Genomic DNA, 26,305 nt, shown 5'->3' with positions numbered 1-26,305 from the left:
TCGTAGATGGTGGTGTAGTCACCGAATGAACAGGCTACCTCTCAGGGGATCGACTTTTTGGTTCAGTGACTCAAACGGAACAGGAGATATCCAAAAGTAACTTGGATATCTCCTGTTCTATTCATTAATGAAAGCTTGTTTATTCTTTTGTTATTCTAACATCATCGATATGAAGCGTTGTTCCTCCAGGAGAATCCACGTAGAAGCCAACATCAATCTGTCCGTTAGAAACAAAGATATTACTAATACTAATATATTTCCAAACTCCATCCTTGGAAATATTATAGTACTGTGTTGTGCCGCCGTAGTTGGAAATTTCCGCTCTAGCTGTAGTTGCTGTCGTATTCGCATATCTAACCCAAGCCTCAAATTTGTAGTTGGCATTGTTCGTAGGAACGCTGACAACTTGGTGAATGCTTTGTTGATATGCTCCTGAGAGATAGAAGTATGCTCTCCTTTCTTCTGTCCATGGAGATTCTGGAGGGTAGGTCTTTGAACCACTATCAATACCATATGCCAAGCTTTGCCCGGTTGGATGCCACTCCGCCCAATTGGAATTGAAGCTGGTATCTCGATCAAATCCGGCATTGTCAAGCAAATTCATTTCTGATGTTGGCGTTCCTGGTGTCGTTGCAGCTACCAGAATACGATCCAGATTAATATTCCCGCTATCTCCCGAGTCATAATGATAGGCAATTGTATTTAACCCGGCCGTTAATGTTAAGGTCTGTACGTTATCCTGCCATACATTCCAATTGGCGCCAGGGCTTGTGTAGTTTACAGTGCCTATTTTGGAGCCATTCACATAAGTGCTCAATACCTTGGTTGCCGAATTTCCATTCGCATATCTCAGAGCAACCGAGTAAGTTCCGGCAGATGGTGCATAAACCGTGAATTTAGTCTGTGCCCCGACAGCGGTCATTCCATCTACAAAAGCCGCTCCGGTGTAATACCAGTGGTCTTTGTCAGTGGCAGCCCCGCCTGACAGCTTTTCGCTTTCCGCTTCATACTTAGCAATTGTAGGGCTCAATGCCACGGTGATATTATCCAGATTCACATTCCCTGAATCCCCGGCACCGCTATAGTATTTGTACGTAATCGTATTTCGCCCTGCTTTAAGCGGCAAGGTTTCACTTTGTGTAGCCCATGTGTCCCAATTTGCCAGTGTTGCCAGACTCGTTTGCTTCACGCGAGCTCCATTTACGAATATGCTCATGGTTTTGGTCGAACCAGTCGCATTAGCATAACGTAAGCCAACGCTGTAGTCGCCGTCTGTCCTCACATCCGCATAAATGGTAGCTGCAGCATCCGCGTTATTCATTCCATCGACAAAACCAGTACCCGTATAGCCTGTATGGTTCGTGTTAATAGTAGCCTTAGTTGCTGTTGTTGCTCCAGAAAGCGATCCATCCTCGGCTTCAAAAGCCGCCGCTGTTGCCGAAGGCGTTGCAGTGCCTGTAACGACTATACTCTTGGCACTTGCACTTGCAGCAGCAGCTTTTACATAAGTTACATCGCCATAAAGATCTTTACCCGTGGTCCAGCCTTCTCCAGTAGCTGCCTTCAAAGCGTTCAGGTCAGCATAGGAGGTAAGCGCTACTCCATTCATGGTTGCGGCTGTGCCGGCCTTGCCGTGAATTTCTACAAGATAGCTCGTAACCGCTGGGGTATACGTTCCTGATTTAGCGGCAATGTCGAAGCTTATACCACTGACTCCATTATCCTGTGCTGTCATCACCTGTTTGAAATACGTGCCACTCTCATAATTGTACGAAGAGCCATCATCATCATAGTAGGTGAAGCTGGACTCCGTTGTATCAGGGAATACATCCACATTAACCGAAGTGATCGAGCTTTGTCCGATATAATCGACCACTTTTTGCGATGGGATAATCGCCCCTTTCTTAATGAATACTGGCATATCGGTCCATGATTCCGAATTCAACGGGTAATTAATGGTTTGACCGCCTGTATACGTATTGCCTCTGAAATAATCTGTCCATGTTCCAGCAGGCAGGTAGATGCTCTTGGAAGTTTGTCCTCTCTCTACGACAGGCGATGCTAACATCCAATCTCCAAACATCCAAGAGTCGATAGAGTTCGCAACATTAGCATCGGTTGGATTGTCAAATATAAGCGGTTTTACAAGACCGAGACCATTCTCACTGGCAGTCCTTTCATAGGAATACATATAAGGCAGTAATGAATATCTGAATTGAATCGCAGCTTTCGTAGCTTCTTCCGCTGATGATCCATAATACCACGGTTGACGTTGTTGATTGAGGTTACCGTGAACTCTGAATACAGGAGTTAAAGCACTGAATTGCAACCAGCGGGCATACAATTCCGGGCTTGGGTTTTTGATGGTGCCATAATACCCGTTAAATCCGCCTGCATCCATCCCCCATTTGTTCTGACCCATATTAATTGCCGAGAGCATGTTGGCGCGTTGTTCCTGCATTCCGGTAGCCCAGTCGATTTCCTCGCCTTGAACGAACTGAATACCGATATCTCCCGACCACAGAGTTGTGGCATATCTCTGCGCACCTGGGTAGAATGTTCTAGAGGCCTGCCATACCCGAGTGCTGTCATTCGTATAGGTTCTTTGTCCATCATACATGGCCTGCGATGCATAGGTTGTTGAAAAATTGCCAAACCAGTAAGAGGCCGTATCTGTTGTAACCTTGTCTGTTTCATCATTCCACCAGCCGACTATGCCTTTATCAAAGGCATCTTCCGAATGACTCCAGAACCAGGATCGCTGACTAGCATTGTAAGGATCGATGCTTCGAACCTTTACCGGAATAAAGTAATCGGTGTATTCGTTATGACCCGGATACCAATATCCGCCTGCTTCGGCATCATAATATTGGCTGGTTCTGTTGTTGTTAGCATCCAAGGTCACGATTCTCGGTTTGGTGATACCAATCATTTTGATTCCCTTGCCATCCATTGTTGTTTTTAGTGACGTCGAGGATGCGCCCGGGAAATTCGTCGTATTCCAGGCGAATTCACCATAATTGGTTTCACCGTATTTCTTCCAATCGTAGTCAATTGCATACGCATCAATAGGTATATTCTTGGCACGATATGTGTCCACCATATTGGTCATTTCTGTCTCATTAATACCCCATTCGAAATTCATGAATCCAAGTGACCATTTGGGCATCAATGGAGCCTTGCCTGTCACATTGGATGCGGCAGTCATAATCTCTTCGGGATCCCCTACCATAATATAGTATTCCACATTGTCTTTCGTAAAGCGGCGTCCTTCCGTAGGTGTAGCCCCATAGTAAAACTCCATATTACCTGCGGCATCATCTGTTACTGGATATCCGCCATCACTGTCAACGAGCAGACCATAACCGGAAGTCGACCATATAAATGGACCTCCAGCATCTCCTTGTTGTCCGGCGTGGGCGGGATGGGTAGAATTATTGCGAAGAATATCCCCGCCGCTTTCATTGGCATCAAAGCTTCGGATTCCGTACATATTATGTCCCGTGTCATGTTTGAATTTAACGCCATCACTAAACGTACCACCCGAATTAGGTTCCCAGAACAAAGTCGTATTGTCTGCCTTTTTAATGGTTAACCGTGCGGGCACTTTAGAAATTTCAACTTTCATATCTGCTGTTGTAATGGTAATTGGGTCACTAGCAGTATTGATCGTCGAACCTGCTGCGCTCCAGGTCTTATTCGGATCAATCATCGGCGTTTGTGCGCTGGCAGCTATACCGCTTGGACGGTAATCCACTTTAAGCAAACCGCTCTCAAGCGCTGTTACGATAAGGGTGTCGTCACCCGTTGCTGTACCGTTATCAACCGTTAAAGTAAGTGTATCACCCGAAACGGAAGTACCTATCACATCACCAAGGGCATCCTCATAGGCAACTTTATGAACCCCATTTAATACAATTGACCTTGCAGATGCACTAGATCCTACCTTCACATATGCGAATTTCTGTGAAGGATCGTAATACCAGCCTGTTGCATTACTTATTAAATTAGCAAGGCTATTGTACTTGGTTAAAGTTACCCCATCCGCTGTTACAGAGGAAGGTTCTGTTGTAAACACCTGTAATGTAGCAGTAGTAGTCGTTGCCGGTAAAGAGACTGTTTCTTTACTTAAATTATATTCCTCTGTTGATGTGATTGTTTTTACGCTGCCGCCAATATCATCATTCCAGGCATACGAGGTTGTTCCTGACGGATATACTCGGAATGTCAGGTTGTTATAACTGGTCATGCTGTTACCAATCGTTCCGCCCAGAGCATAATCGGCGTTCAAGTTCATCGGTATAATACTTCCCGATTTCACATAGACGGGAAGATCATCTACGCCTGCATAATAAGATATCGTCTGACTTCCAGGTTTCACAACCCCCCACCAGAAGTCAATCCAATCCCCTTCAGGCAAATAAATGCTCTTATTTGTCTCGCCTTCATTAACAATCGGGGCTACTAATAGATTATCACCGAACATATATTGAGCGTCCAGATGATAGGTGTTCGTATCGTTAGGATATTCCAACACCATTGATCGCATCATCGGTATACCCGTATCGCTAGTTTTCTTGGCTTCACTAAACAGATAGGGCAATAAGTTCATCCTGGTATTCGTGTATTTGGCAAAATGACTGATGATCGTATTGTCGCCCGTTCTAGTCTGGACATTCCAAGGGGTTCTTTCTTCACTAGTTGACGGGTTGTTAGCCTCCGAATGAAATTGCATGATCGGAGAGAAGGCGGCCATTTCTGTTGACCTCTTATACAGCTCTGCAGTCGGGAAGTTACCTGAGAAGCCAGCCAAATCCCAGCTCCAGAATGGAACGCCAGACATGTTCGAAGTGAGTCCAGCTCTTACCGCATCCCGGAATGCAGAGAAGGTGGAGGCTTGATCGCCTGCCCAGTAAATTTGATTGCGTTGTGCACCTGTAGTTCCGGATCTGCTAAAGGATACCGAATCTGCTTTTTTAGTATGCGAATAGTCATTATAGGCTTGCACATAATCATTCGGATACTGATTTCGCATTTCGTCGCCTTTTTTACCATTGGAGAAGGTAAGCTCTTTTCCGAAAACCATTTCTCCCCCATCCGTTTTAAAGCCGTCAATGCCAACGCTATCGAATAGATAGGCTCGCTTGGACATCCACCAATTGGTTGCGGCCGAACTGGTGAAATCGACTAATAAGCCATCACCAAACCACCCTGGAGGCAATCGATATTGTCCGCCTGCTCCATCACCCACAGCGTACCCCTGTGAGATCATATAAGATTCATCGTTATCCTTCTGCGTGTGCGAATAGGACAAATACTTTTCAACTGGAATTTGCCACAGCAGAACCTTAATCCCATCCGCATGCAAATCACTTACCATTCCGGCAGGATTAGGCCATTTGCCAGTTGAAGGGAACGTGAAATCGCTATAATTTAACGCCGCGCTTCCTGTTACCGGTGTATAACTGGCGTCATTCCATATATAGAACGTTTCCTCATCGCTCCATTGTTCAAGAACAATCGCAGTCGTTGGAATGTTGTTACTGGCTGCACTTGAGACATTGGATGTAACCTCTGACTCCCGATCCCATTCATTGGCTGACATCCACAATCCAAAAGCCCACTTGGGCAGCATTGTCGGCAAGCCCGTAATTGCCGCATAGTTTGTATTAACATCTTTGAGGTCATCACCATAGATGAAATAATAATCAAGCATAGAGGTGGAAGCCCCGCCTGTGTCAGCTGTAAAGCTGTACATATCTGTTAAATCGGTTGCCAAACGGAATTGTGAATAGTACGTTGAATTCAGAAAAATTCCATAGCCCTTCGTATTAAGGAAGAAGGGAATAGATAGATAGGTTCTATCATTCTGATCTTTGTATTGATTGTAAACATAGGTGTCTACAATCTGTCCCCGCTTGGACATGTCATTGTAATGCTCTCCAAAACCATAGAACTCCTCTGTGGTTGGTGTGTCGAAATGATCCTCCACCTTGGTAATCAGATTGTTGCCATCTGTTAACCAGGCCATATTCCGATTGACAGTTGAGTCATACTCTTCTGCAATCAGCGTCGTTCCATCTGCCTTATAAACACTCATCTTATAAGGATTTTTGTCAACTCTCACACTTAGTTTAGAGGTAACTAACGTGTAATAAGTGGTGTGATCTGTGAAAGAATAATTGCTTAATCCCGTTGCCATTGTAGAGGTGCCTTTGGGTGAAAGTTGAACCCTGAGCACGTCATCTGCCGTAAAGGCAAGATTGATCTTGGGTGTGAACGTACCCGTATTAGCCGCAGCTGTTAACACAACATGATTGGACGAATCTGTATAACTGCTTATGCTGCTAATCGATTCCCACCCAGTTGCAGTAAATGTAAACGGTCCGCTCGTCTTTTCATTCGTACCATCCTTATTGGCATGGACCGTATAAGTGATGACATCACCCTTGGCGAAGCTCCCCATATTGATCGACCAATAGGTGTTGTTACCGCTGTTATATGACCACGAGCCGCCAATATCGCTCTGAGCAACCCCGTTCTTCGTCCAGGTAATCCAGGTAGCTTGTCCAGATTCAACAGGCCATGTAGTCACATTAAGATAGACCGTATCCCCCGCAATTGGGTCCCTTGGGAACCTTTCGGTACTCTGTATGGAATAGAGATCGTAATCACCATAAGGTTTATGATGGGTACCATCAATAGCAAATGCATTTGTCATGACCATACTCGATAATAAGAGAACGACTACAAAACTGTTAAAAAACTTCTTATTAAAAATTCTCCTTAACATGACATCTTCCCCCTTCAAATTTTCGAATATTTTCAACTTTTTTCAATCATCTTCCCTTCAGTATGATGTGTTCTATTTCACATTTTTCACATTGAAATCACCTCCTACGTTGGCAAATTAGATTTGTAATTATAGGAAGGGTACTCCTTGAGCATAAATTCATTAATTAAATCATTGGCCAGCTTACTGCGAATGCTTGATTTTACATCGTCAAACGTTTTCTCTGATCTCGATGCAACCTTCATAATATGATACCCATACTCGGTGGCAATAGGATCGCTGATCGTATTGAGCGGGAGCTCCAATGCTGCCTTCGCAAACTCTGGGACAAATTGGGCAACGTCCACATCTTCATACGTTCCCCCTCGATCCTTAGAACCCGAATCATCCGAATATTCCTTGGCCAGCAAGGCAAAGTCATCACCATTGTCTAGCTTCTCCTGAACCTCCTGCACTCTTTGCAAAGCCTCCTCTTCTGTGCGTAAAGCCTTTTGTCCAGTCGGATCACTAGGATCCTTCAATCCTATTAAGATATGAGAAATGGAAGCGGTTGCAAAAATACTAGCGTCAGCCTCTATCATTGTGTCATATTCGTCTCTAACCTGCTGGTCCGTCACCTTGCTAGACATCTCTTCTACGGTTGTAAATGTCAGTCGAAAGTACTGTTCAATATCTGTAAGGTCCAAATTGATAGCTTTTAAACGTTTGGTCATTTCCTCCCTGTCTTGCTCATCCATCAGCATAATCGGATCCATTTGCTGCTTCACTTTCACTTCTGCACCGCTCTTGCTCTGATCCGATGCGCGTTCGTTTATAATTTTGGTCATGACTAATTGCTTCAGAATAAATTCTCTGAATTCTGGCACATCTTTGTTAGGCGCTTGACTTGTGTTCATAAAAACCAATGTATCGATAAATTTCTGCAACTCACTAGTAGTTACTTCCCCGTCATTGTAAGTTGCCACAACCTCAGGGTCTGATTTATGCACGGGTGTCGACGTGTTCGTTTGAGGCGTGACCGTCATTTCTCCCTCAGAGCAACTACTTAAAACAAGAACAAAAAGCATGATTGTAGACAACAAAATTAGCCTGGATTTTAGACCAGTCTTTCTTATTGACATCATATTCTTCCCCCTTGATATTAAAACGTTTAACCTTTGCTAGATATGATTACGCCCCCCATCTGGATAAGATAATACGTAAACTATATTTGAAATCCTAGATATCGACTACTTGTTATATGACATTCTTGAGTCTTAATATGACAATCTCACATTTCTATATTCGCATTTTTGCAATGTACCAGTAAGCTTGCAGCATGTTGCAGTTCTTTCCGTTTATAGCTTTTCTAATGGAACTGGGACATTAACGTGTGTCGGCTTAGTGCCTTTGGGTTGTGATGCCCATTTAACCGCATTGGCGATGACTCGGATGATTTCCTTATTATGATAGGTTGGATAGGTTTCATGTCCAGGACGGAAGTAGAAGATTTTACCTTGACCTCGTGTGAATGTACATCCGCTGCGGAATGCTTCGCCACCTGCGAACCAGCTAAGGAATATCAGCTCTTCAGGAGCAGGAATATCAAAGTGCTCGCCGTACATTTCTTCTTCTGGAAGTTCAATGTATTCGCCAATTCCCGCTGTGATTGGATGAGCTGGATTAACAACCCACAGACGCTCCTTCTCATCAGCTTCTCTCCACTTTAAGCCACACGTTGTGCCCATCAGCTTCCTGAATATCTTCGAATAGTGAGCTGAATGTAATACGATTAAACCCATACCTTCTAGAACTCTCGCATGAACGCGTTCAACAATCTTATCTGCTACTTCATCGTGTGCCATATGCCCCCACCAAATAAGGACATCCGTATTCGCCAACACATCCGGAGTAAGACCATGCTCTGATTCATCCAAGGTTGCGGTGCGGATAGAAAATTCATATTCCCCTAGATTGCTGGCTATGGCTTGATGTATCCCATTTGGGTAAATTTCCGCTGCTTTCGGGTTCGTCTTTTCATGACGGTTCTCATTCCATACGGTCACTTGAGTCATGTTAGTTGGCTCCTTGTGCGTATAAATGTTTGTTGCGAAAATCTGCAAGCTCTATCGTTCGCTTCGCTTGCGCAGCCTGGAAGATCGCTTCTAATACTTCCTGATTGGCATATCCATCCTTCAAGGTTGGAAGGCCATCACGTCCATTACCGCGAAGCATATCGAAGAAATCTTGCATCTGACCGATTACGTATTCATAAGGTACCTTCTGTAGCTCTTTCACACTATTCGAGGGATTGTCTTGTTCTGGATTCGGATGTATCCAGGTTAATTGCTCCGGATTCTCACAACTGACCGATAGGGTACCCTTCTCGCCATAGATCGTAACCTCCAGCTGATTACCCGATCCATAAGCGTTCCGAGAGGTTTGGAATACCCCTGCGACATCGTTTTCTAATAGGGCTAGAAATCCGCTAAAGTCATCGATATCTACAGGAATCATATTATTCGAATTTGGGTCGCGACGTTGCGGCACTAAATTTTTCAGCATGGCTGATACTTCCTCAAACTCACCAATTAGATATCGAGCAGCATCTACCATATGAGTTCCCAGATCCGCCAGCACACCTGTGCCGCTAATTTCGTGGCTGTAACGCCAGTTCATCGGTGTCTCATACATGGGCAGACCCCAGGATTGTAGATATTGCACAAATACATGACGAATGGGTCCAAGCTTTCCTTGACGAATTAAATCACGCGCATAACGGAAGGATGCAATATAACGATAGGAATATCCAACCATTGAAGGCATTTGATTAGCCTCAGCATCGAATAATTGATTGAGCTCATACGCTTCTTGAAAGGTCCGGGTAAATGGCTTCTCTGTCATAAATGGTTTTTTGTGAAGCAAACAGCATTTCACGATCTCATAATGGACGTCATTCGGAGTAATAGATAATACCGCATCCACCTCAGGGTCTTTAATCAGATCAGTATAATCTGAATATTGCTTTACCTTTGGAATGTTATACCTATTGGCCGCTCGTTCTATTGCTTCCGCATTAGTATCGGAAACGGCTATAATTCGTACGTCTTTTAATTTATCAATATGCTCCATATGCGAATACGACATTCCACCTAAACCAATAATCCCTATCCTAATTTCTGTCATCTCTCATTCACCCTCTAGTCTTTGATATAAAAATCTCCCTCTACCCTTGTAGGAAAAGGTAAAGGGAGGTGTTAAACGGATAAGGTTAACTCTTATCTAGTCTTCGCCCATTCATCCAATTGCTTCTGTTTCTCAGCAATGATCTTATCCATACCTGCTGCTTTGAGCTTTTCAAGGTACTTAGGAATATATTCCTCGGGATCTACCGACCCCGTTACAATGACGAATTTAAATTCTTTCTCGACGTTACTAGCTGCAGCAATCTCATTCTTCACTGGCTCCGTATTAAAAGCAAACCCTAGTGCTCTTGATTTTTCTGCGCTATTGTTGTAATCGATATAAGATTGCCATTTGTTAGGATCCTCGCTTGCCCATACATGAGTCATCGGCAAATTCCCAATCATCCAATTCATTGTTACTGGGTATCCAGATGTAGCGGCATCAAGTCCTGGCGCAAAATCGATAATATTTCCTTCTTTTACCACATAATGTGTACCTTCGATACCATTAATAAGTAGATTTAGAAGCTTTGGATCAGAGTATAACAAATTCATGAACATCATAGCTCTTTCTGGATCTTTAGAAGTACGAGAGAATGCGATTAACGCACTTGTTGCATCTGTTGTCGATGTGAATGGTGTAGCGATCTGTACAACTTCCAATCCCATGCCCATACTTTTCTCATTCTCAAGAACCCAACCTGGTTTGTAAGAGTTTGTCTGTGCAAAGGCTTTACCTGCTCTAAATGCAGGACCAGTATCCCCTACAGTTGCAGCATCTTTATTAACATAACCGGCAAGATACCATTTGCGCATTAACTTTGCGTATTCCATGTATTTAGGATCTTCAATTTTATTAATGACTGTAAGCCCATCGCCAGTGCGGAGCAACTCTCCAGGTCCGTCGCCTAGAATATCATAATATCCATAGTCTAAGATGCTGGCTGATGGTGCTCCTCCACCTGTAGTTAAGAATGGAGTCACGTCAGGCTCGTTTTCTTTAATCGTTTTGAACAACGGCTCCATATCTGCCAATTCCTTAATGGCAGAAAGATCAAAGTTATATTTTTCTACCAACGCCTTGTTCAATGTAAGGCCCTTATCTGCGGCGAATTCTTTGCTAGCGACCATAGCATATAATTTACCGTTTACTTTTGCAGCGTTTACAATTTCAGGATCAATTGTGCTCAAGAAAGCTTGACCATATTTCTCAACTAAATCGTCAATGGCCATATAGTTACCTTTACCAACAGAATTCGTATATCCGAACCATCCTGCTGAGAAGATAAGGTCAAATGGTTCACTAGATGCAAACATTAAGTTTGTTTTTTCTCCCCATGCGCCCCAATCCACATAATGAAGGTTCAACGTAGCGTTAATTTTTTCTTTTAATATTTTGTTCATTTCTCCTATTACAAGATCGTGATCCTTAAGCGGTGCTCCGGGCATAACCAGAGTTATCTCATAAGGCTTCAGCTCCGAAGCTTCTGGTTCTGTTGCTGGTGAAGCATTTTCACCTTTTGGTGTTTCAGCAGCAGGGGATGAAGTGTTATTATTGCCATTCGAATTGCTGCACCCTACTATCAAAGCAGCGATAACAAACACAAGCAGTATTATCTTGATGCTGTGACTCACTTTCTTCATTCGGTTAACCTCCCAATAAATTTTTCATATATATGCTAACTAGAATTAATCATTCTAGGGTTAGCCTTTCACAGCACCAATCGTTAAACCTTGTACAATATATTTTTGGAAGAATGGGTAAGCGAGTATGATTGGGCCAATTCCAAGGACTGCCATCGCCATGCGAACTGTTTCATGCGGGATCAATGTTAGTAATTTGGTTTGATTTGAATTCCCCGGAGTATTGAAGATGACGTTAATGTCCATTAGAATTTTGTTTAGTAAATATTGAAGACTGTATAACTCACGATTAGATATAAAGATCAAGCTATTCCACCAATCATTCCAATACGCCAATGTCGTGAACAACCCAATAGTGGCCAAGACAGGTAAAGATAATCGTAGAATGATTTGAAAGAAGATTCGAAATTCACCTGCGCCATCCATTTGTGCACATTCTATTAATTCAGGCGGTATTGTATTGGTAAAGAAGGTTCTCATGATGATGATATTCCAACCACTCAAGAGCAAATTGGGCACAATTAATGCGAGCAATGAGTCATTAATTCCTATTACATTTGTATAAACCAGATACCAAGGTACAAGTCCCCCACCAAAAAGCATTGTGAAGAAGACGTAGAATGTTAACCCTGTGCGAAATGGAAAGTCCTTTCGGGATAGCGGATAAGCGTACAGTGCACATAATAGAAGACTCAGTGAAGTACCTATAACAGTTACTATGATTGTCACCAAGTAGGCGTTCAGAATAACGCTAGAGTCGTTAAATAAAAAAGTATAAGCATCTAAACTGAATTTATCCGGCCATAGAGAGTAACCATTCAAGGTCAACGTTTTCTCGTCTGTAAAGGATATGACCAATACAAGAAGAAGAGGGATTAAAGTTAGTGCAACGCCGACAATGAATATAAAATGGAGGAGCCACTGCATATTAAATGAATTAGTTTTCATCGTATGTTCCTTTCAGTTAGAATAGCGCATTATCATCATTAACTTTTCTTACGATATAATTAGTTCCAAGAACTAAGAAGAAACCGATTATGGATTGGTATAAACCCGCTGCTGCTGCCATGCCAACATTCCCCATTTGCAATAGTGCACGGTACACATAAGTATCTATGACATTGGTTGTAGACAAGATAGCACCTTGATTCAAGGTCACCTGGTAGAACAAACCGAAATCTGCACGGAATATACCGCCAACTGCCAGTATGAATAAGATCACAATGACGGGTGTAATTAAAGGTATCGTAATCGATTTCATTTGTTGAAGCTTGGATGCTCCATCTAGTGTAGCTGCCTCGTAATACTCGCTGTTTATTCCCATAATTGCCGCCAAGTAAATTACGCTAGCGAAGCCAACACTCTTCCACGTATTAACAATTACGAGTATATAGGGCCAAAACTTAGGCTGGCTAAACCAAGAAATGGGATCGACTCCGAGTGGCTGAAGAATCAATTTATTAATAAAACCATATTCGATACTAAGGAAGCTATAAGAAAGATATCCAACAATGACCCATGACAGTAAAGATGGGATTATGATTATGCTTTGGTACATCCTGGCAACGAACTTACGTCTAATTTCATTTATCAGCAAGGCTACCCCAACGGCTAATGTAGTGTTAAGAATGATAAACACTAAGTTATACAACACTGTGTTGCGTGTAATAATGTATGCATCATCCGTACTGAACAAAAATTCAAAATTGCTGAGCCCGACCCAGTCACTAGCCCATATGCCTACCGCATAATTGATGTCCTTAAAAGCGATTACAATACCAAACATCGGCAAGTAATTATTAATGAAAATATACACAAAGCCTGGCAATATCATTAACAATAGCGCTCTGTATTTCACCACTTTTTCCCAAAGCGTCTTCTTACGTACAACGATATGTTTTGAATTTATTGTGGTCGGTGTAGGTATCAAGTCGATCCTCCTTTTCTAATATCTGATTCCTATATATAGATCATATCCGTGATCTGACATACAGACTACTCGTAAGATAACTTTCTCTATACATATAGTGACATGCTTGAATAACAAAAAAAGCCGGATAAGCTTCCGACTTTAAGTTGATATGTTAATTCTGTTTAGACTTATAAAACTGTTTGCGATAATCCTGCGGATTCATGCCATAATGCTTACGGAACATTTTCGAGAAATGAGAGAAATTTGTATAATGAAAGGATTTGGCAATATTGCTGACCATCTCATCTGAATGTATAAGTAAATCTCTTGCTGTCCTCATCCGTTCCTGAACGATAAAGTCAGTAAGGCTAATACCCACTTCTTTCTTAAACAGCCTCGATAGATAAGAGGAATTAATATGCACGCAATTAGCAAGATCATCCCGTGAAATCTCATCGTACATATGATCTGCGATATAATTTTTCACTTTATCTACAACGGTAGACCCACGTTCAACAGCTACAAGATGCTCTGTTACCATACGAAACATTCGTTTGGTCCATTCCTGAAGCTGATCCAAGGATTTAACTGCCATAGCCTGATCTAATGCTTCACCATTGGCAAAGATCGTTTGTACCGATATGCTCCGTTTGTGCAGCACATAATAGATGGTTTGAAGCAGGGAATGATATAGAGCACCCAGCGTTTCTGAGGTAACCTTAGCTTCCTTGCGCAACTGACCAAACATATCGTTAGCGAGTAAATCTAACTCATCCAACTTCCCCAGCTCCATGAACTCAGACCATTCGAATAGGGCAGGCAGCTGCAGAGCTTCAATGTCGTTTGGCTGCTCATTAGAGAAAAATACAAATTTGGACAAGGTCACATTGTTATGTTCCATTTGTAAGAGTAAATTATAAGATTGCCATACCGTGTTAAGTGGAACCCAGTCACCTATATAACAGGAAATACTACAGAATAAATACTTGGAGCATGCTTCAATATATAGCTTGCAGCTCTTCTTTAATTGCTCGAAAGTCACATCCGGTTTCTGAGATTCATCTGAATATAACAAGACAAAATGCACACCATTCCGATCCTGCAGTACTTGCCCTGACTGCTTACCGAGGATCATCTCTGCTGCAGCATTCCTTAATGCATATTCCATGATTTCTTCGTCTTGTGTATTAAGCTTCTTCCCCCACTGCTCGATGCTAATCATAATAAGTAATACCTTGCTATTAATGGGTAGTGGCAACATGTAAGAAGCTATGGCCTTCTCGATATGACTCTTCATCGGAATAATCCTCTGCCAGAACAAATCCTGCCAGAATCTTTCGTAGAGCACTGGTCTTTTCGCTTCCCATAAATCAAAGTATTGCGAATATGCTTCGTTTAATTGCTTCGTTCTTCTATCCTCTACTAATTTGTCAAGGGCACTCTTCGCTGTTTGCCTTAACAATTCACCCTCAACCGGTTTTAGCAAATACTCGAAGCTCCCAAGATGAATAGCCCTTTGAGCATATTTAAAATCTGCATGACAGGTTAAGAATATCGCTTCAATCGCAGGGAAACGTTCCTTGATCCATTCCATAAGCTCAATCCCATTACCATCTGGCATTTCTATATCACAGATGATGATATCAATCGGTATACGAGCTATAATCTCCTTGGCTTGTTCAGTATTGTAAGCTTTATGAATTTCTGAAAATTCAAGACTACTCCAGTCGATACCCTTCTCAATACCTTCAACGGCAAACCATTCATCATCTACAATGAGCAGCTTATACATCGTTTTCAACTCCTTTATCCAATTGGAATCACCAGTCGAATGATAATACCTCTAGGATGCCCTGGCTCGAATTGAAGCTGAGAGGTATCTCCATAATGCAGCTTTAAGCGACGACGCACATTCCAAATCCCAAGGTGGTTATCACCGGAATCCGATTGCCAGCTATCTTGCTGCAGCTCCAATAGTTTGCCTGGCTCAATTCCACGGCCATCATCACTAATCTGCACTTCATAAAGTTTGTCAGGCTGCTCCTTTGATCGAGTAACATTTACGCAAATACAAAATGCCTCTTCCCCCATTTGAAAACCATGTAGAACTGCATTCTCCACAAAAGGCTGAATAATAAGGGGTAGAATCGCTGCTTCCTCTAACCCAGGTTCCACATAGGTCTTATAACGTATATGTTGTGGAAAACGAAGCTGTTGAATTTCCAAATAGTTTTCAATATGCTTCATTTCCTCAGAAACCATTACGATAGACTTATTGGTTCGTGTAATAAAGCGGAAATAATTGGCGAGATGTGTTGACATTTTCTTAATAAGATCATTCTTATTTAACTCAGCTAGATAGAAAATAATGTTTATGGAATTCAGTAGAAAATGTGGATTTATCTGCACTTGCAAATGCTTGAGCTCTGCCTGTTGAGTTCGAATCTGCTCTTCATATACGTTAATTTTCAAACCTTGAATTTGATTGGCCATTTCGTTAAACGTTTCATTAATGATGATAAATTCTCTGGATTTATCATTATTAAGCCGAGTTTCGAATTCTCCTTGTTTAATTCGCCGCATTCCTGTGATTAGTTGTTTCATCGGCTTCAACAGAATGTTCTGCAAGAAGATCAGATAAAACACCAAAATCACAAATCCCATAAGTGGGATAATAAATATCAGCCTCTGAAAATAAGGAAGTTTTTGCAGAAGTGTACTCTCAGGAATTAGTATGGATAAATAGATATCTACATATTGGGACTTCGCACCTACAAGCAAATAATTAATATCCATTGATAATGTGCTAAATAAATCTTCTTCATTGGGCAGCGTTATTCTATAATCTGGTTTGTTCATCTCTTCAATAGATAATTCAGTTAGGGGAACACCTTGCTCTGATACAATGAATGCTTCACCATCGTTTCCAAGATCCAGAAAGTTCAACGGAATCATCAAATTGCTAACATCAATCCAGGCTCCTACGACCTGGTTAAATTCTGTTTGTACCAATCGAATCAGCGCGATCTCGCCATCTCTGTGAATCAGTCTCCATCTATTATCCATAAATCCTACGTCTTCATTATCCTGCAAGTATCTATTTAGCACACTTTTGACCGTTTCAAATCTCAAGCTCTCATTACTATTACTGATAAACAATGTGTTTAATAAGTCATGTTGTTCAATGGAGTACACAAATAACATATTAGCGTTCTTAAGGTTAGTAAGATCCGCATTCATTTTATTCCAAATTCGTTGTCTGGCTATCACAGCTTCATTATTATTCTGGTTCGTATGACCAATGATTGCTAAATCGGAATCCTTTAGTATAAATGTGTATAGGTAATGATCAATAGCCTCAAATGTACTATCAATTTGGTTCATATACATAGATAACAAGTTTTTATTCGATTGCGCCACTTGTGTACGAACAACCTTCATCGCATAATAATTGTTATACATTAAAAAAATAAACATGGGGATCGTAACGACACAAAAACCAATTATGAGCTTTAATCGCAGAGATGCCTTCATAGTTTTATCCTTTTTACTGATTGTCTCTCCACAAGCTCAATCGGTAAAATAATTTTATCAAAGTCGTCGTCTGAAGCGGTGCCCTGGATTGTTTGTAGTAAACATTGTGCTGCTTTAATTCCTTTAGCTTTTATATCCTGACGGATGGTAGTTAATTGAGGGATAAAAATTTTGGAAATGGGAATATCGTCAAATCCGATCAACGAAACATCATCTGGGACTTGTTTACCGAATTCTTGTAATCCCGTTATCACACCTAGAGCCATCATATCGGATGTCGCAAATATGGCTGTAACTTCAGGATATTTCTGAGCGATTATTTTCCCTGCTGTTACGCCATATTCATAACTTACAGAATCCTCAAACACATAATCCGGATTATAGAATATACCGGACTCTTTAAAAGCGCTTTTATAACCAAGAAATCTTTTTTCAACAACGCCTTCTTTCTTAATCGTTCCGGAAACCAACGCAATATTGGTGTGCCCTTGCTCAATCAGATGCTTGGTGGCCATGAATCCGCCAAGCTCATCATTAATGCCAATGTTTCTGAAGTTACTGCCATGAATGTAACTGTCAATTAATACAATCGGGATTTTGATTTTTTTTAACTCTTCATAAAAGGTTTCAGAATAGATGCCTGTGATGATAGCGCCGTCTAAATTCCTCTGCAAGGTAGTGTCCAGATACCCTTCCCCTTTGTTAACCCCTGATAAGATAAGATGATACCCCCTGCGCCTGAGCTCAGATTCTATACCGCTAACAATTTGGCTATAGAAAGGGTTTTCAAGAAGTAATTGGCTATGCTCTTCCGTCTGGGGAATAACAACACCAATCAGTTTTGACCTCTTGTTCACCAAGCTTCTTGCTGAAAAATTAGGAATATAATTTAAATTGATTATGGCATCTTTAATTTTAGTTAGCGTATTAGGTGATACTTTCCCTTCCTTACCATTAAGAACGTAGGATACGGCCGCTGTTGATACACCAGCTTCCTTGGCGACGTCTTTGATCGTTTGTCTTCTCATATTATGACACCTTTTTTAGTTAATCGTTTAACATCATTATAATTGTAAGCACTTACAAAGTTCAAGAGTTTTTTATTTCCCTCTCTTAAATAGAGTTTCTTCTTCGTTGCACCTGAAATAAGGTGGGCGCATATCCTGCATTAATCGTCAACCGCCCATGGGCAAAGGAGGAATAATGAATGCCGAAATTAAGACAGGGAGAAGCTCGGTCGCTTCTGCGCAAATCAGCGAGTAATTCGAAAGCCAAGCTCTCTTCTCGTCAGATCCAATCAAAACCAGCATCCGGTAAAAATAAAAAGGAGTCTAACGAGGGCGATATTCTGCGTTTACATCAAAGCGAGAATACACCGTCTTACACGACTCGTCCGATTCCGTGGTGGGTGTTTCCTGAGGCGCATCTTGAAGGGCAAACTGAGGACCGCGGCTTATTCGGAGGATTGTTCGGAGGTGGTGGACCTGGCGGTCCTGGCGGCTTCCCCGGGCCAGGTGGACCTGGCGGTCCCGGCGGCTTCCCTGGACCAGGTGGTCCTGGCGGTCCCGGAGGTTTCCCTGGGCCAGGTGGTCCCGGGCCATTCCCGCCGCCATATCCACCATACCCGCCTGGACCTGGACCCTTCCCACCGCCATATCCACCATACCCACCTGGACCTGGACCCTTCCCACCGCCATATCCGCCATATCCGCCATATCCACCATTCCCACCACCATTCCCACCACCATATCCTCCATATCCACCATACCCACCTGGACCTGGACCCTTCCCACCGCCATATCCGCCATCCCCACCTTTCCCACCTGCATATATTACCGTTCGGATTGTTGGCGGCGCGGCATTTCCTAGAGTCAATTATACGAGGCATATTCGGTTTTATCCGGGCATTACGATCCGCCAAGCATTAGCCTCGACCAGCCTAGTTAACTTCGGGCCTGCTGGCTTCATTCGTAATGTTGCCGGAATCCCGATCTATGGCAATACAGAGGTTCGACTACGCTATAATGGACGCGTAATTCCTCAGACCCTGCTATTTGCACCTGCAGCGCCTGGAAGCACAGTCAGCTTAGAACTGTATTATTCCTTTGCAGGAGCAGTTCCCAGTCCGCTCTGAACAATCGAATCCTCTTCAAACTTATGCACTACTTTCAGAAAGAGCAGGAACGGAACTGCTATGGCTCGGTGAACAGGTACCCAACAACGGGGAAACTCGTGCTAGTTTCGCTTAGCAAGCTAGCGTCGAGAAAAACAAATTTACCTGGAGTGTACCGATAATCGTTGCGGGCAAGAACGCCCGCAACGGTACCTCCATAACAGCCTCACAAGAGTAAACAACATACCCTTCCAGGTGCCAACCGCAAGTCCGCCAGCCATGGACAGTTTGGATATGAGTTCGTTACAATCATATTTTACAACGATGAACTGCATTTAACTAAGTAAAACGGATTCGCCGTCCTTGTGCCAACAAACCTGCGAGCGCAAAGCGCCGCAGAGAGTTTGTTGCACTTGAACGGCGGCAACTACGAACGATTGAGGTCGGCGATTAACTGTACTCTACTTAAGAATCAAAGTTTTCGGAGTTATCTAATAAGTTAGATGTGTATCAACCGCTAATCTTACTCCATTTTTCTATTTTCTAAGATATAGCAATAAATCTACTTCTAATTTGATGCCCCCAGCCTTTTTAGGGATATATAGATCATATTACAGGTACTTTTGCTACTAGTTGCTCCTTCAATCGTTTTTTTGAGTTAATTAGCGGTAGAAATAAAACTAATATCTGAAATAGAGTTGCTTCACGCTTCGTTATAACTTGTACGTACATGTATGTCGATAGTTTCCGCTATCCAAGTCGCATCGTAGATTGGCGAATAATTAACTTCGGTGGATAGAGCGTTTCTTTCTGAGGAGGAACCGTTCCATTCTCTAGCTGTGAAATGATAAGGTTCGCTGCCTTCTCACCCAAAGCCGACTTCGGATGCTCGATCGTCGTTAGCTTAATTTCCGTTGCTGTCGCAAGAAAAGAATCATCGTATCCTATAATCGAGAGATCCTCCGGTATGCGAAGGCCCTATTCTCTGACTGTATCCAGCAGCGATACCGCTAACTGGTCGTTATAGCACACAATAGCCGTTGGCGGATTATCGGATTGCAGCAGCTCTCGGAGCATGCTTTGGGGACGCTCCCCCTTGTCCTCCGTGGAGTACCGCACTATCGTTCCTCCATCCGCAGGAAGATGATGCTCTCGGCAAGCACGAATATAGCCCTTCATGCGCCTGACACCTTGTAGGTCATCGGTCTTGAAAAAACCCGCAATCCTTTTATGTCCGAGCTCGAGAACATGGTTCGCAGCCAGAAGACCCCCGGCATCGTCATCTAATCGAACACTTGGGCATACCAGGTCCGGATAAGTCTCGTTAATCATCAACAAGGGAATACCATGATCTTCTATGGCCAGGTAATTATCGAAATTCGGATTGCCCTCGGCGCTCTTGGTCGGCTCTACGATTAATGCACAAACGGAGTGACTTAGCATCATCTCCAAGCTTTCCCGTTCTCGCTCCTTACGGTTGTCCGTACTGGAGAGCAGTAATCGATAGCCCTTATCCCTAAGCGCCGATTCAACACCTCGAACGATAGACGGAAAAATATAATCGGATATCGACGTCGTAATAATTCCGACAGTACGATTACCTGAGACGCTTCTTTTCTCCGCAGAAAGTCTGCTGACGAATGTACCCTTGCCCTGCTCCCGGGAAAGCCAGCCCTCTTGCACAAGCTCCCCGATCGATTGACGTACGGTTTGGCGACTTAGGTTGAATTGCTCCGCCAGCTCGTTCTCGGACGGCAGCTTATCCCCCGGACGGAAACGCCCTCCTGCAATCCAGGATAAAACCTCTTCCTTGAGCTGCAAATATTTCGGTGGTTGGGCGTTCATAATTGGGACTCCTCCAAGCAAACGGCTTTCAAAATCATTATCGTAATTATAGCATAGCTAAGCACTTGTACGTACATCATCAAACAAACAGCAACTGAAGCCCCAAAGCCCCATACAGTAACGCCTGGAACCAGCCTGTCCATCGACGGGCTCCTTCTCCTTGCAGGAACTTCCGGCCAATTCTGTTAGCCAATAAAGCCATTATGTTAAAAATAACAAGAGCTTGCAGAAGAAATACCCCTCCGAGTCCCAGCATCTGCCAAGCGACCGATCCCTTGTCTTCAGCTACGAACTGCGGCAGAAAAGCTAGAAAAAACAAAGAAACCTTGGGGTTTAGGATATTCATAAGAATACCCCGTCGATATAGCTGGAGAAAAGCAGTTGACGAAACATCCCCTTCTTCCTGCTTTGGCTTCGTTTCAGATCCTTGCTGCGAACGAATGGATTTCCAAGAAAGCCACGCTAGATAAAATAAATAAAGCGCCCCCATGACCTTTACCGCTTGGAAAGCGTATGGAATTCCATAAACAACAGCAGAAACGCCGAGCGCAGCCGCCGTAATATGGGCAAGCAGTCCTGTGCATAAGCCAAAAGCAACTGCCGCCCCCATCCTGCGAGACCTCGCGATGCTCTGGCTAATGACGAATAGTATGTCAGGTCCCGGCATCAGCGTGATCGCGACGGATGCTCCGAGAAACCCAATCCATGAACCCCATTCCATTGCGATAATCACCTTCCGAGTAAAACGGCTTTAATGTCCCTTGGACATATTGCCCTCTATTTTCTATTTTCCAAGCGGTCAATAATTTCTGCAAAAGTATGCTTCGCCAAGCTGCCCGCAATAAGATCGGCTGCAGAGAAATCCATATGGGACGTTACCGGATTCGGGACGACTAATGAGAAAAGACCGGCAGCCTTAGCCGCATGAAGACCATTCATAGAATCCTCAATCGCGAACGCTTCATGGGGCTGAACGCCTAGCGCTTCAACTGCGAGCCTGTACAAGGCAGGATCCGGCTTAACCAGCTTTACATCATCTTTACTGCGAATAACCTCGAAATAATGCCTGATGCCTTGCTGCTCCAGATGCTGCTCAATCCATGCCCGATCTGAGCTAGAAGCCAAACCAATCCGTAAATCTAGCCGCTTCGCTTCTTCCAATCGCTCCAATACACCTGGCAGTAATGTCACTTTCTCAATATTCGTGTCATGCAAAGCCGCATACCTCGTCTTAATATTGTCCCGATCAAGCGATCGTCCCGTCATCCTTTCTAAATCGGAATAAGGATCAAAGCCTCCATGCGTGCCAATGCCAAGCGACCACGCTTCTAAGGCTAATTCTTGACCATATTCCTTATAAATGACGCAAAAGGCTTTATAAGCACAGGTTTCCGTATCCAACAGCGTCCCATCAAAGTCGAACACAACTGCTTTAATTGTCATCATCCAGCACTCCTTATTCTTATCTTTCTATATTCCATATTCATTCTACATGAAAAAAACCGGATTACCCAAGTCCTTTATTAAGCAGTGAAATCGAATAAAAGGGAGCATCGCCTGTCGATTCCGAAATAGAATCGAACTGGCAATGCTCCCTTCATTTATCTGTCCTAACTGACAATGAACCTCAGTTACGGCCCGAATCAGTCAATAAATCCGCCTTTTCAGCATTTGTGCCGGGTTGGAACGCAACCACTCCCCTCCCCTGACAGCACCGACTCCCTCTTCCAGCTTATAGACTATTTTCCCGCGGCTCATTGTTAGAATCACCCGGCAGCGGAAGCTTCGTCCCGTATATACACTTTGCGGATGCCGATAAAGCAAATCCTCCGGCTGAAGCACATAAGGAGAATCGGGATTAACAAGCACCAAATCCGCATCCGCACCCACTGCAAGTCTGCCTTTGCGCGGAAGTAACCCGAATCGTCGAGCAGGCGCTTCCGAGAGTAATCGAGACAATAAAGGCAAGGAAATACCCCGCTGAAGAAATCCTTCGTCAAACATTAACTCCAGCGTGCTCTGCGCACCGGAAATTCCTCCCCATATCGCGAAATAATCCTCCTCCGAGCCCAGCTTCATATGAGGCGGGCAGGGAGAATGGTCCGAAGCGATCCAATCGATTTTACCCTCAGCTAATCGCTCCCAGAGCCCTTCCTTTTCTCTATGACCGCGAATTGGAGGAGCGCATTTCGCTAATGCGCCTATTCTAACAACGTCTTCATCCGTGAACATAAGATAATGAGGACAGGTTTCAACCGTTACATCTACCCCATTACGCTTTGCTTCCCATATCCTATCAACCGCTTGCGGGCTGCTAATATGCACCAAATGGAGGGGACACTCAGTCCGTTCTGCGAACAGCAGCACCCGTTGGACTGCATCCAGCTCTGCCGCAAGAGGTCTTGATTCCAGAAAATCTCTAGGGGTTCTTCTCCCTTTGTGCTCTTGAAGCCTTTCACCCAAAGCAACTATGATTTCTTCACTTTCCGCATGTACGGCGAGCACTTTATTTTTAAGGGCAAGAATCTTCATTCCCTCGTATAATGTGACGTCGTCGACTTCCTTGAAGCAGCCCTCTCCAGTGTCGCCTGGAGACGACATGAATGCTTTAAATCCAATAACACCCGCATCCGCCAATAACTCTAGATCATCCAAATTACTCGGCACAAGCCCTCCCCATAACGCGAAATCAACGTGAGTGCCTGCAGCTTCTGCTGCCTTAAGCTTTAGATTCATCGCTTCTACGGTTACGGTCGGAGGGAGCCCGTTAAGCGGCATATCCATATAAGTCGTGCAACCGCCAGCAGCAAGCGCAGCCGAGCCGGTCTGAAAGCCTTCCCATTCGCTAAGTCCCGGCTCATTAATATGCACATGCGAGTCAATAACACCCGCCATCACATATATACCTTGAGCGTCAATTATTTCTTTTGAAGGTGTGCTGACCATAGGGGATATCTCCACAATAACTCCATTCTGGATTCCGATGTCAGCTACAGTAACTCGATCAGGAAGAACGACGGTTCCACCCTTAATGAGAAAGTCCAAATTAACTTTTTCTTGCATAATTCCGCCCTCCTTGAAACAAAGTCAGAAAAAGCCTTGTTTACGTTATATTATATAACATAAATAAGGCCATCGGCTTTATAATTAAGTTTTTCACAGAATTTAATGTTATCTAATATAACAAGTAAAAAGAAAAATATCCTAATGCTCTTCTGGCGTCAGAATTATGTCACTAATCAAACCAACCCTTACGCTTGAACCACAAAAACATCCCGATCCCGAGCGCCAGCATCACTCCGATTACAACGAAGTATCCGAAGCCCCACTCTAACTCCGGCATGTTAACAAAGTTCATTCCATAAACACCTGCTATGAAGGTGAGCGGCATGAATATGGTTGTGATCACCGTGAGAGTCTTCATAATGGCATTCATCCGGTTAGAGCGAAGCGAGTCATAGCTATCCCGCAAGTCGGCCGTCATCTCGCGGTTAGACTCGATCATCTCTGTGAGCTTCAGCAGATGATCATGGATATCTATAAAATAAGCTTGCTGCTCCTTAACCCCGGAAATCTTGTCCGAGCTAATGATCCGGTATAGCAGATCCCGCATCGGAATGACGGTACGTCTCAGGCGAAGCAAGTCCGCGCGAATATCATAAATCTGCTCCATCATCGACTGGAGGTCTACGTTTAATTCCCCTTCAACCTCTAGGTCGTTCAGATGGTCTTCGATTTGATATAACGTCGGAAAATAATTATCGACAAGCTTATCCATGACTAAGTAAGCAACATAGTTATGATCCTTGCCCTTGCGGATCACGGGGTCTTGCATCCTCTTCCAAGCTTCATCCACTTCCAGCGAGGAAGTTAAATGGAAGGTCACGATACCTCTCGGACCTAGAAAAAAGTCTATCTCCTCCGCTCTGAGGGTTTCGGGATGGAGGGAATGAATGACGAAGAAGTGGGTTTCATCGTAGTGATCCACCTTCGGTCTTTGGAGCAAATGCATGCAGTCCTCAATCGCGAGCGGATGAAAATCAAAATAGCTGTCCAGCAGCTGAATTTCCTCATCCGTCGGACAATCGAAATCCACCCAGAACCATTTAATGGGTTTGTCCATCAGACTCTGAAGGGGAATCTCCTCTAATAGCTCCTGATTATCCGTTATGGCCATTATTCGAAGCAAGCCTGATCACCTCTGACCTCTATTATGCTCCGAAATGGCTATCTATGGCAAACGCCTCATAACAATCAATATGGATTTTTTCTAACGTTCAGAACATCCGCGAGGAAGGCTAGCGTTAGGCCTTGACCCCAGCCTTGGATGCGTTTGTCGGGAACTCCCCTGTAGCCTGCCGCATCCTTCATAACAGCCGTGCCTGCGGAAACGCCGGTTACGGTGCCATCCTCAGCGATCCGCGCAATAATACCATCGATCGACCGTTGTGTATATTTGTTATACAAGCGGCCTTTCGTCAACAGAGCAGCGGCGATACCCGCGGACCCGGATGTCTCCAGCGGCGAAGACGGATCATCCGTAATGGTATGCCAGAGACCGGATTCATCCTGCAAACGCACAAGCGCGCTAAGCTGATCACGCAGGGAGCCTTCGATGACCATGAACGCCGGAAGATCTACCGGCACGATATCAAGCGCGCGCGCCATCGTCAATGCTGCCCAGGAGTTGCCGCGCGCCCAATGGATACTGGACATATGGTTACCCGCGATGTTATCCCAACCGTGATAATACAAATTCGTTTTCGAATCCTGAAGCACATTCTCATGTCCATGATATTGGCGCAAACCGTCCTGGAAGTAATCCTCCCGATTTAGAAGCACACCCATCCGAAGCAGGAAGTAGCCGGCCATAAACATCGTATCTACCCATGCCTGCTCAGGGAAATTATACGTTTCCGAATTGACTGTGTGCTGGAAAATTCCATCTCCGAAACGCACAGCCTCATGCGTTAGATATTCAGCCATTTCCTTGGCCGTCTCGATATAACGCTCGTCCTTAGTCGCTTCGTACAACGTTATGAGCGAATGACCGATCGATACACCGTTAACCGACAGCTTCGGCAGGCCTTCGGCCATATTTTCGTCCACCCAATCCTTCAACTGATCCAGGTACTCCGCCTTACCTGTCGCCGCATATGCCTCACATACCCCGTAGAACGCGACTCCACCCGGCCAATCCCAGCTAAAGTCCATCCGGAACGTGCGATCGACTACGCGATCTATCACTTCTCTAATATGGTTATCGTCAAATTGCAATGCAGGCATGGTGTCTGCTCCTT

General features: G+C 43.9%; 16 protein-coding genes and 1 pseudogene. 1 reads left to right on the top strand and 16 read right to left on the bottom strand.

What is annotated here, in order from left to right:
• Positions 1-139: 139 nt before the first annotated feature.
• From ACESLK_RS21325 to ACESLK_RS21280, 10 genes are all read right to left on the bottom strand, one after another.
• Positions 140-6,793, bottom strand: a complete 6,654-nt coding sequence (locus ACESLK_RS21325; RefSeq protein ID WP_373231726.1) for a TIM-barrel domain-containing protein — start codon at positions 6,791-6,793, stop codon at positions 140-142.
• A 104-nt stretch (positions 6,794-6,897) separates the two neighbouring features.
• Positions 6,898-7,818: a peptidylprolyl isomerase gene (locus tag ACESLK_RS21320; protein ID WP_373231725.1), complete on the bottom strand. Its 921-nt coding sequence runs from the start codon at positions 7,816-7,818 to the stop codon at positions 6,898-6,900.
• Between the two features lie 312 nt (positions 7,819-8,130).
• The gene (locus ACESLK_RS21315; RefSeq protein WP_373231724.1) at positions 8,131-8,847 is read right to left on the bottom strand and encodes a ThuA domain-containing protein; all 717 of its coding nucleotides are present in this window, start codon (positions 8,845-8,847) and stop codon (positions 8,131-8,133) included.
• Between the two features lies 1 nt (position 8,848).
• Positions 8,849-9,958, bottom strand: coding sequence for a Gfo/Idh/MocA family protein (locus ACESLK_RS21310; RefSeq protein WP_373231723.1), 1,110 nt, complete (start codon positions 9,956-9,958; stop codon positions 8,849-8,851).
• A gap of 92 nt (positions 9,959-10,050) precedes the next feature.
• Entirely contained in the window at positions 10,051-11,601 is a 1,551-nt protein-coding gene (locus ACESLK_RS21305; protein WP_373231722.1) for an ABC transporter substrate-binding protein, read from the bottom strand.
• 60 nt (positions 11,602-11,661) lie between these two features.
• Positions 11,662-12,549 carry a carbohydrate ABC transporter permease gene (locus ACESLK_RS21300; protein WP_373231721.1) on the bottom strand — a complete coding sequence of 296 codons (888 nt, stop codon included), beginning with the start codon at positions 12,547-12,549 and terminating at the stop codon, positions 11,662-11,664.
• A gap of 16 nt (positions 12,550-12,565) precedes the next feature.
• Positions 12,566-13,435, bottom strand: a complete 870-nt coding sequence (locus ACESLK_RS21295; RefSeq protein WP_373231739.1) for an ABC transporter permease — start codon at positions 13,433-13,435, stop codon at positions 12,566-12,568.
• A gap of 250 nt (positions 13,436-13,685) precedes the next feature.
• Positions 13,686-15,305 (bottom strand): response regulator transcription factor, encoded by a 1,620-nt coding sequence (locus ACESLK_RS21290; protein WP_373231720.1) that lies wholly within the window; start codon positions 15,303-15,305, stop codon positions 13,686-13,688.
• Between the two features lie 14 nt (positions 15,306-15,319).
• The gene (locus ACESLK_RS21285) at positions 15,320-17,047 is read right to left on the bottom strand and encodes a sensor histidine kinase (protein ID WP_373231719.1); all 1,728 of its coding nucleotides are present in this window, start codon (positions 17,045-17,047) and stop codon (positions 15,320-15,322) included.
• Complete coding sequence (locus ACESLK_RS21280) at positions 17,044-18,075, bottom strand: LacI family DNA-binding transcriptional regulator (RefSeq protein ID WP_373231718.1); 1,032 nt, start codon at positions 18,073-18,075, stop codon at positions 17,044-17,046. The genes ACESLK_RS21285 and ACESLK_RS21280 overlap by 4 nt, the downstream gene beginning before the upstream one ends.
• 179 nt (positions 18,076-18,254) lie before the next feature.
• On the opposite strand from ACESLK_RS21280, the gene ACESLK_RS21275 reads away from it, so the two are divergent.
• Positions 18,255-19,181, top strand: a complete 927-nt coding sequence (locus tag ACESLK_RS21275) for a hypothetical protein (RefSeq protein ID WP_373231717.1) — start codon at positions 18,255-18,257, stop codon at positions 19,179-19,181.
• Between the two features lie 729 nt (positions 19,182-19,910).
• Here ACESLK_RS21275 and ACESLK_RS21270 read toward each other — a convergent pair.
• The 6 genes and pseudogenes from ACESLK_RS21270 to ACESLK_RS21245 form a co-directional block, all read right to left on the bottom strand.
• Positions 19,911-21,005, bottom strand: a pseudogene (locus tag ACESLK_RS21270) (substrate-binding domain-containing protein).
• A gap of 79 nt (positions 21,006-21,084) precedes the next feature.
• Positions 21,085-21,738, bottom strand: a complete 654-nt coding sequence (locus ACESLK_RS21265) for a LysE family translocator (protein WP_373231716.1) — start codon at positions 21,736-21,738, stop codon at positions 21,085-21,087.
• A gap of 44 nt (positions 21,739-21,782) precedes the next feature.
• Complete coding sequence (locus ACESLK_RS21260) at positions 21,783-22,451, bottom strand: HAD family hydrolase (protein ID WP_373231715.1); 669 nt, start codon at positions 22,449-22,451, stop codon at positions 21,783-21,785.
• 201 nt (positions 22,452-22,652) lie between these two features.
• Positions 22,653-24,068, bottom strand: a complete 1,416-nt coding sequence (locus tag ACESLK_RS21255; RefSeq protein WP_373231714.1) for an allantoinase — start codon at positions 24,066-24,068, stop codon at positions 22,653-22,655.
• 172 nt (positions 24,069-24,240) lie between these two features.
• Positions 24,241-25,194 carry a magnesium/cobalt transporter CorA gene (gene corA, locus ACESLK_RS21250; RefSeq protein ID WP_373231713.1) on the bottom strand — a complete coding sequence of 318 codons (954 nt, stop codon included), beginning with the start codon at positions 25,192-25,194 and terminating at the stop codon, positions 24,241-24,243.
• A gap of 65 nt (positions 25,195-25,259) precedes the next feature.
• On the bottom strand, positions 25,260-26,291 hold the full coding sequence (locus ACESLK_RS21245; protein WP_373231712.1) for a glycoside hydrolase family 88/105 protein: 1,032 nt from the start codon (positions 26,289-26,291) through the stop codon (positions 25,260-25,262).
• Positions 26,292-26,305 lie beyond the last annotated feature (14 nt).

The organism is Cohnella sp. (assembly GCF_041640265.1).
Taxonomy (GTDB): Bacteria; Bacillota; Bacilli; order Paenibacillales; family Paenibacillaceae; genus Cohnella.
The sequence above is the reverse complement of the archived record's forward strand: the minus strand, read 5'-3'. Positions and strand labels throughout refer to the sequence as shown.

Excerpts from the sequence above, each read along its gene's own strand:
- ACESLK_RS21325 (WP_373231726.1), bottom strand. The coding sequence starts at position 6,793 with ATGTTAAGGAGAATTTTTAATAAGAAGTTTTTTAACAGTTTTGTAGTC.
- ACESLK_RS21320 (WP_373231725.1), bottom strand. The coding sequence starts at position 7,818 with ATGACGGTCACGCCTCAAACGAACACGTCGACACCCGTGCATAAATCA.
- ACESLK_RS21315 (WP_373231724.1), bottom strand. The coding sequence starts at position 8,847 with ATGACTCAAGTGACCGTATGGAATGAGAACCGTCATGAAAAGACGAAC.
- ACESLK_RS21310 (WP_373231723.1), bottom strand. The coding sequence starts at position 9,958 with ATGACAGAAATTAGGATAGGGATTATTGGTTTAGGTGGAATGTCGTAT.
- ACESLK_RS21305 (WP_373231722.1), bottom strand. The coding sequence starts at position 11,601 with ATGAAGAAAGTGAGTCACAGCATCAAGATAATACTGCTTGTGTTTGTT.
- ACESLK_RS21300 (WP_373231721.1), bottom strand. The coding sequence starts at position 12,549 with ATGAAAACTAATTCATTTAATATGCAGTGGCTCCTCCATTTTATATTC.
- ACESLK_RS21295 (WP_373231739.1), bottom strand. The coding sequence starts at position 13,435 with ATGATATTGCCAGGCTTTGTGTATATTTTCATTAATAATTACTTGCCG.
- ACESLK_RS21290 (WP_373231720.1), bottom strand. The coding sequence starts at position 15,305 with ATGTATAAGCTGCTCATTGTAGATGATGAATGGTTTGCCGTTGAAGGT.
- ACESLK_RS21285 (WP_373231719.1), bottom strand. The coding sequence starts at position 17,047 with ATGAAGGCATCTCTGCGATTAAAGCTCATAATTGGTTTTTGTGTCGTT.
- ACESLK_RS21280 (WP_373231718.1), bottom strand. The coding sequence starts at position 18,075 with ATGAGAAGACAAACGATCAAAGACGTCGCCAAGGAAGCTGGTGTATCA.
- ACESLK_RS21275 (WP_373231717.1), top strand. The coding sequence starts at position 18,255 with ATGCCGAAATTAAGACAGGGAGAAGCTCGGTCGCTTCTGCGCAAATCA.
- ACESLK_RS21260 (WP_373231715.1), bottom strand. The coding sequence starts at position 22,451 with ATGATGACAATTAAAGCAGTTGTGTTCGACTTTGATGGGACGCTGTTG.
- ACESLK_RS21255 (WP_373231714.1), bottom strand. The coding sequence starts at position 24,068 with ATGCAAGAAAAAGTTAATTTGGACTTTCTCATTAAGGGTGGAACCGTC.
- ACESLK_RS21245 (WP_373231712.1), bottom strand. The coding sequence starts at position 26,291 with ATGCCTGCATTGCAATTTGACGATAACCATATTAGAGAAGTGATAGAT.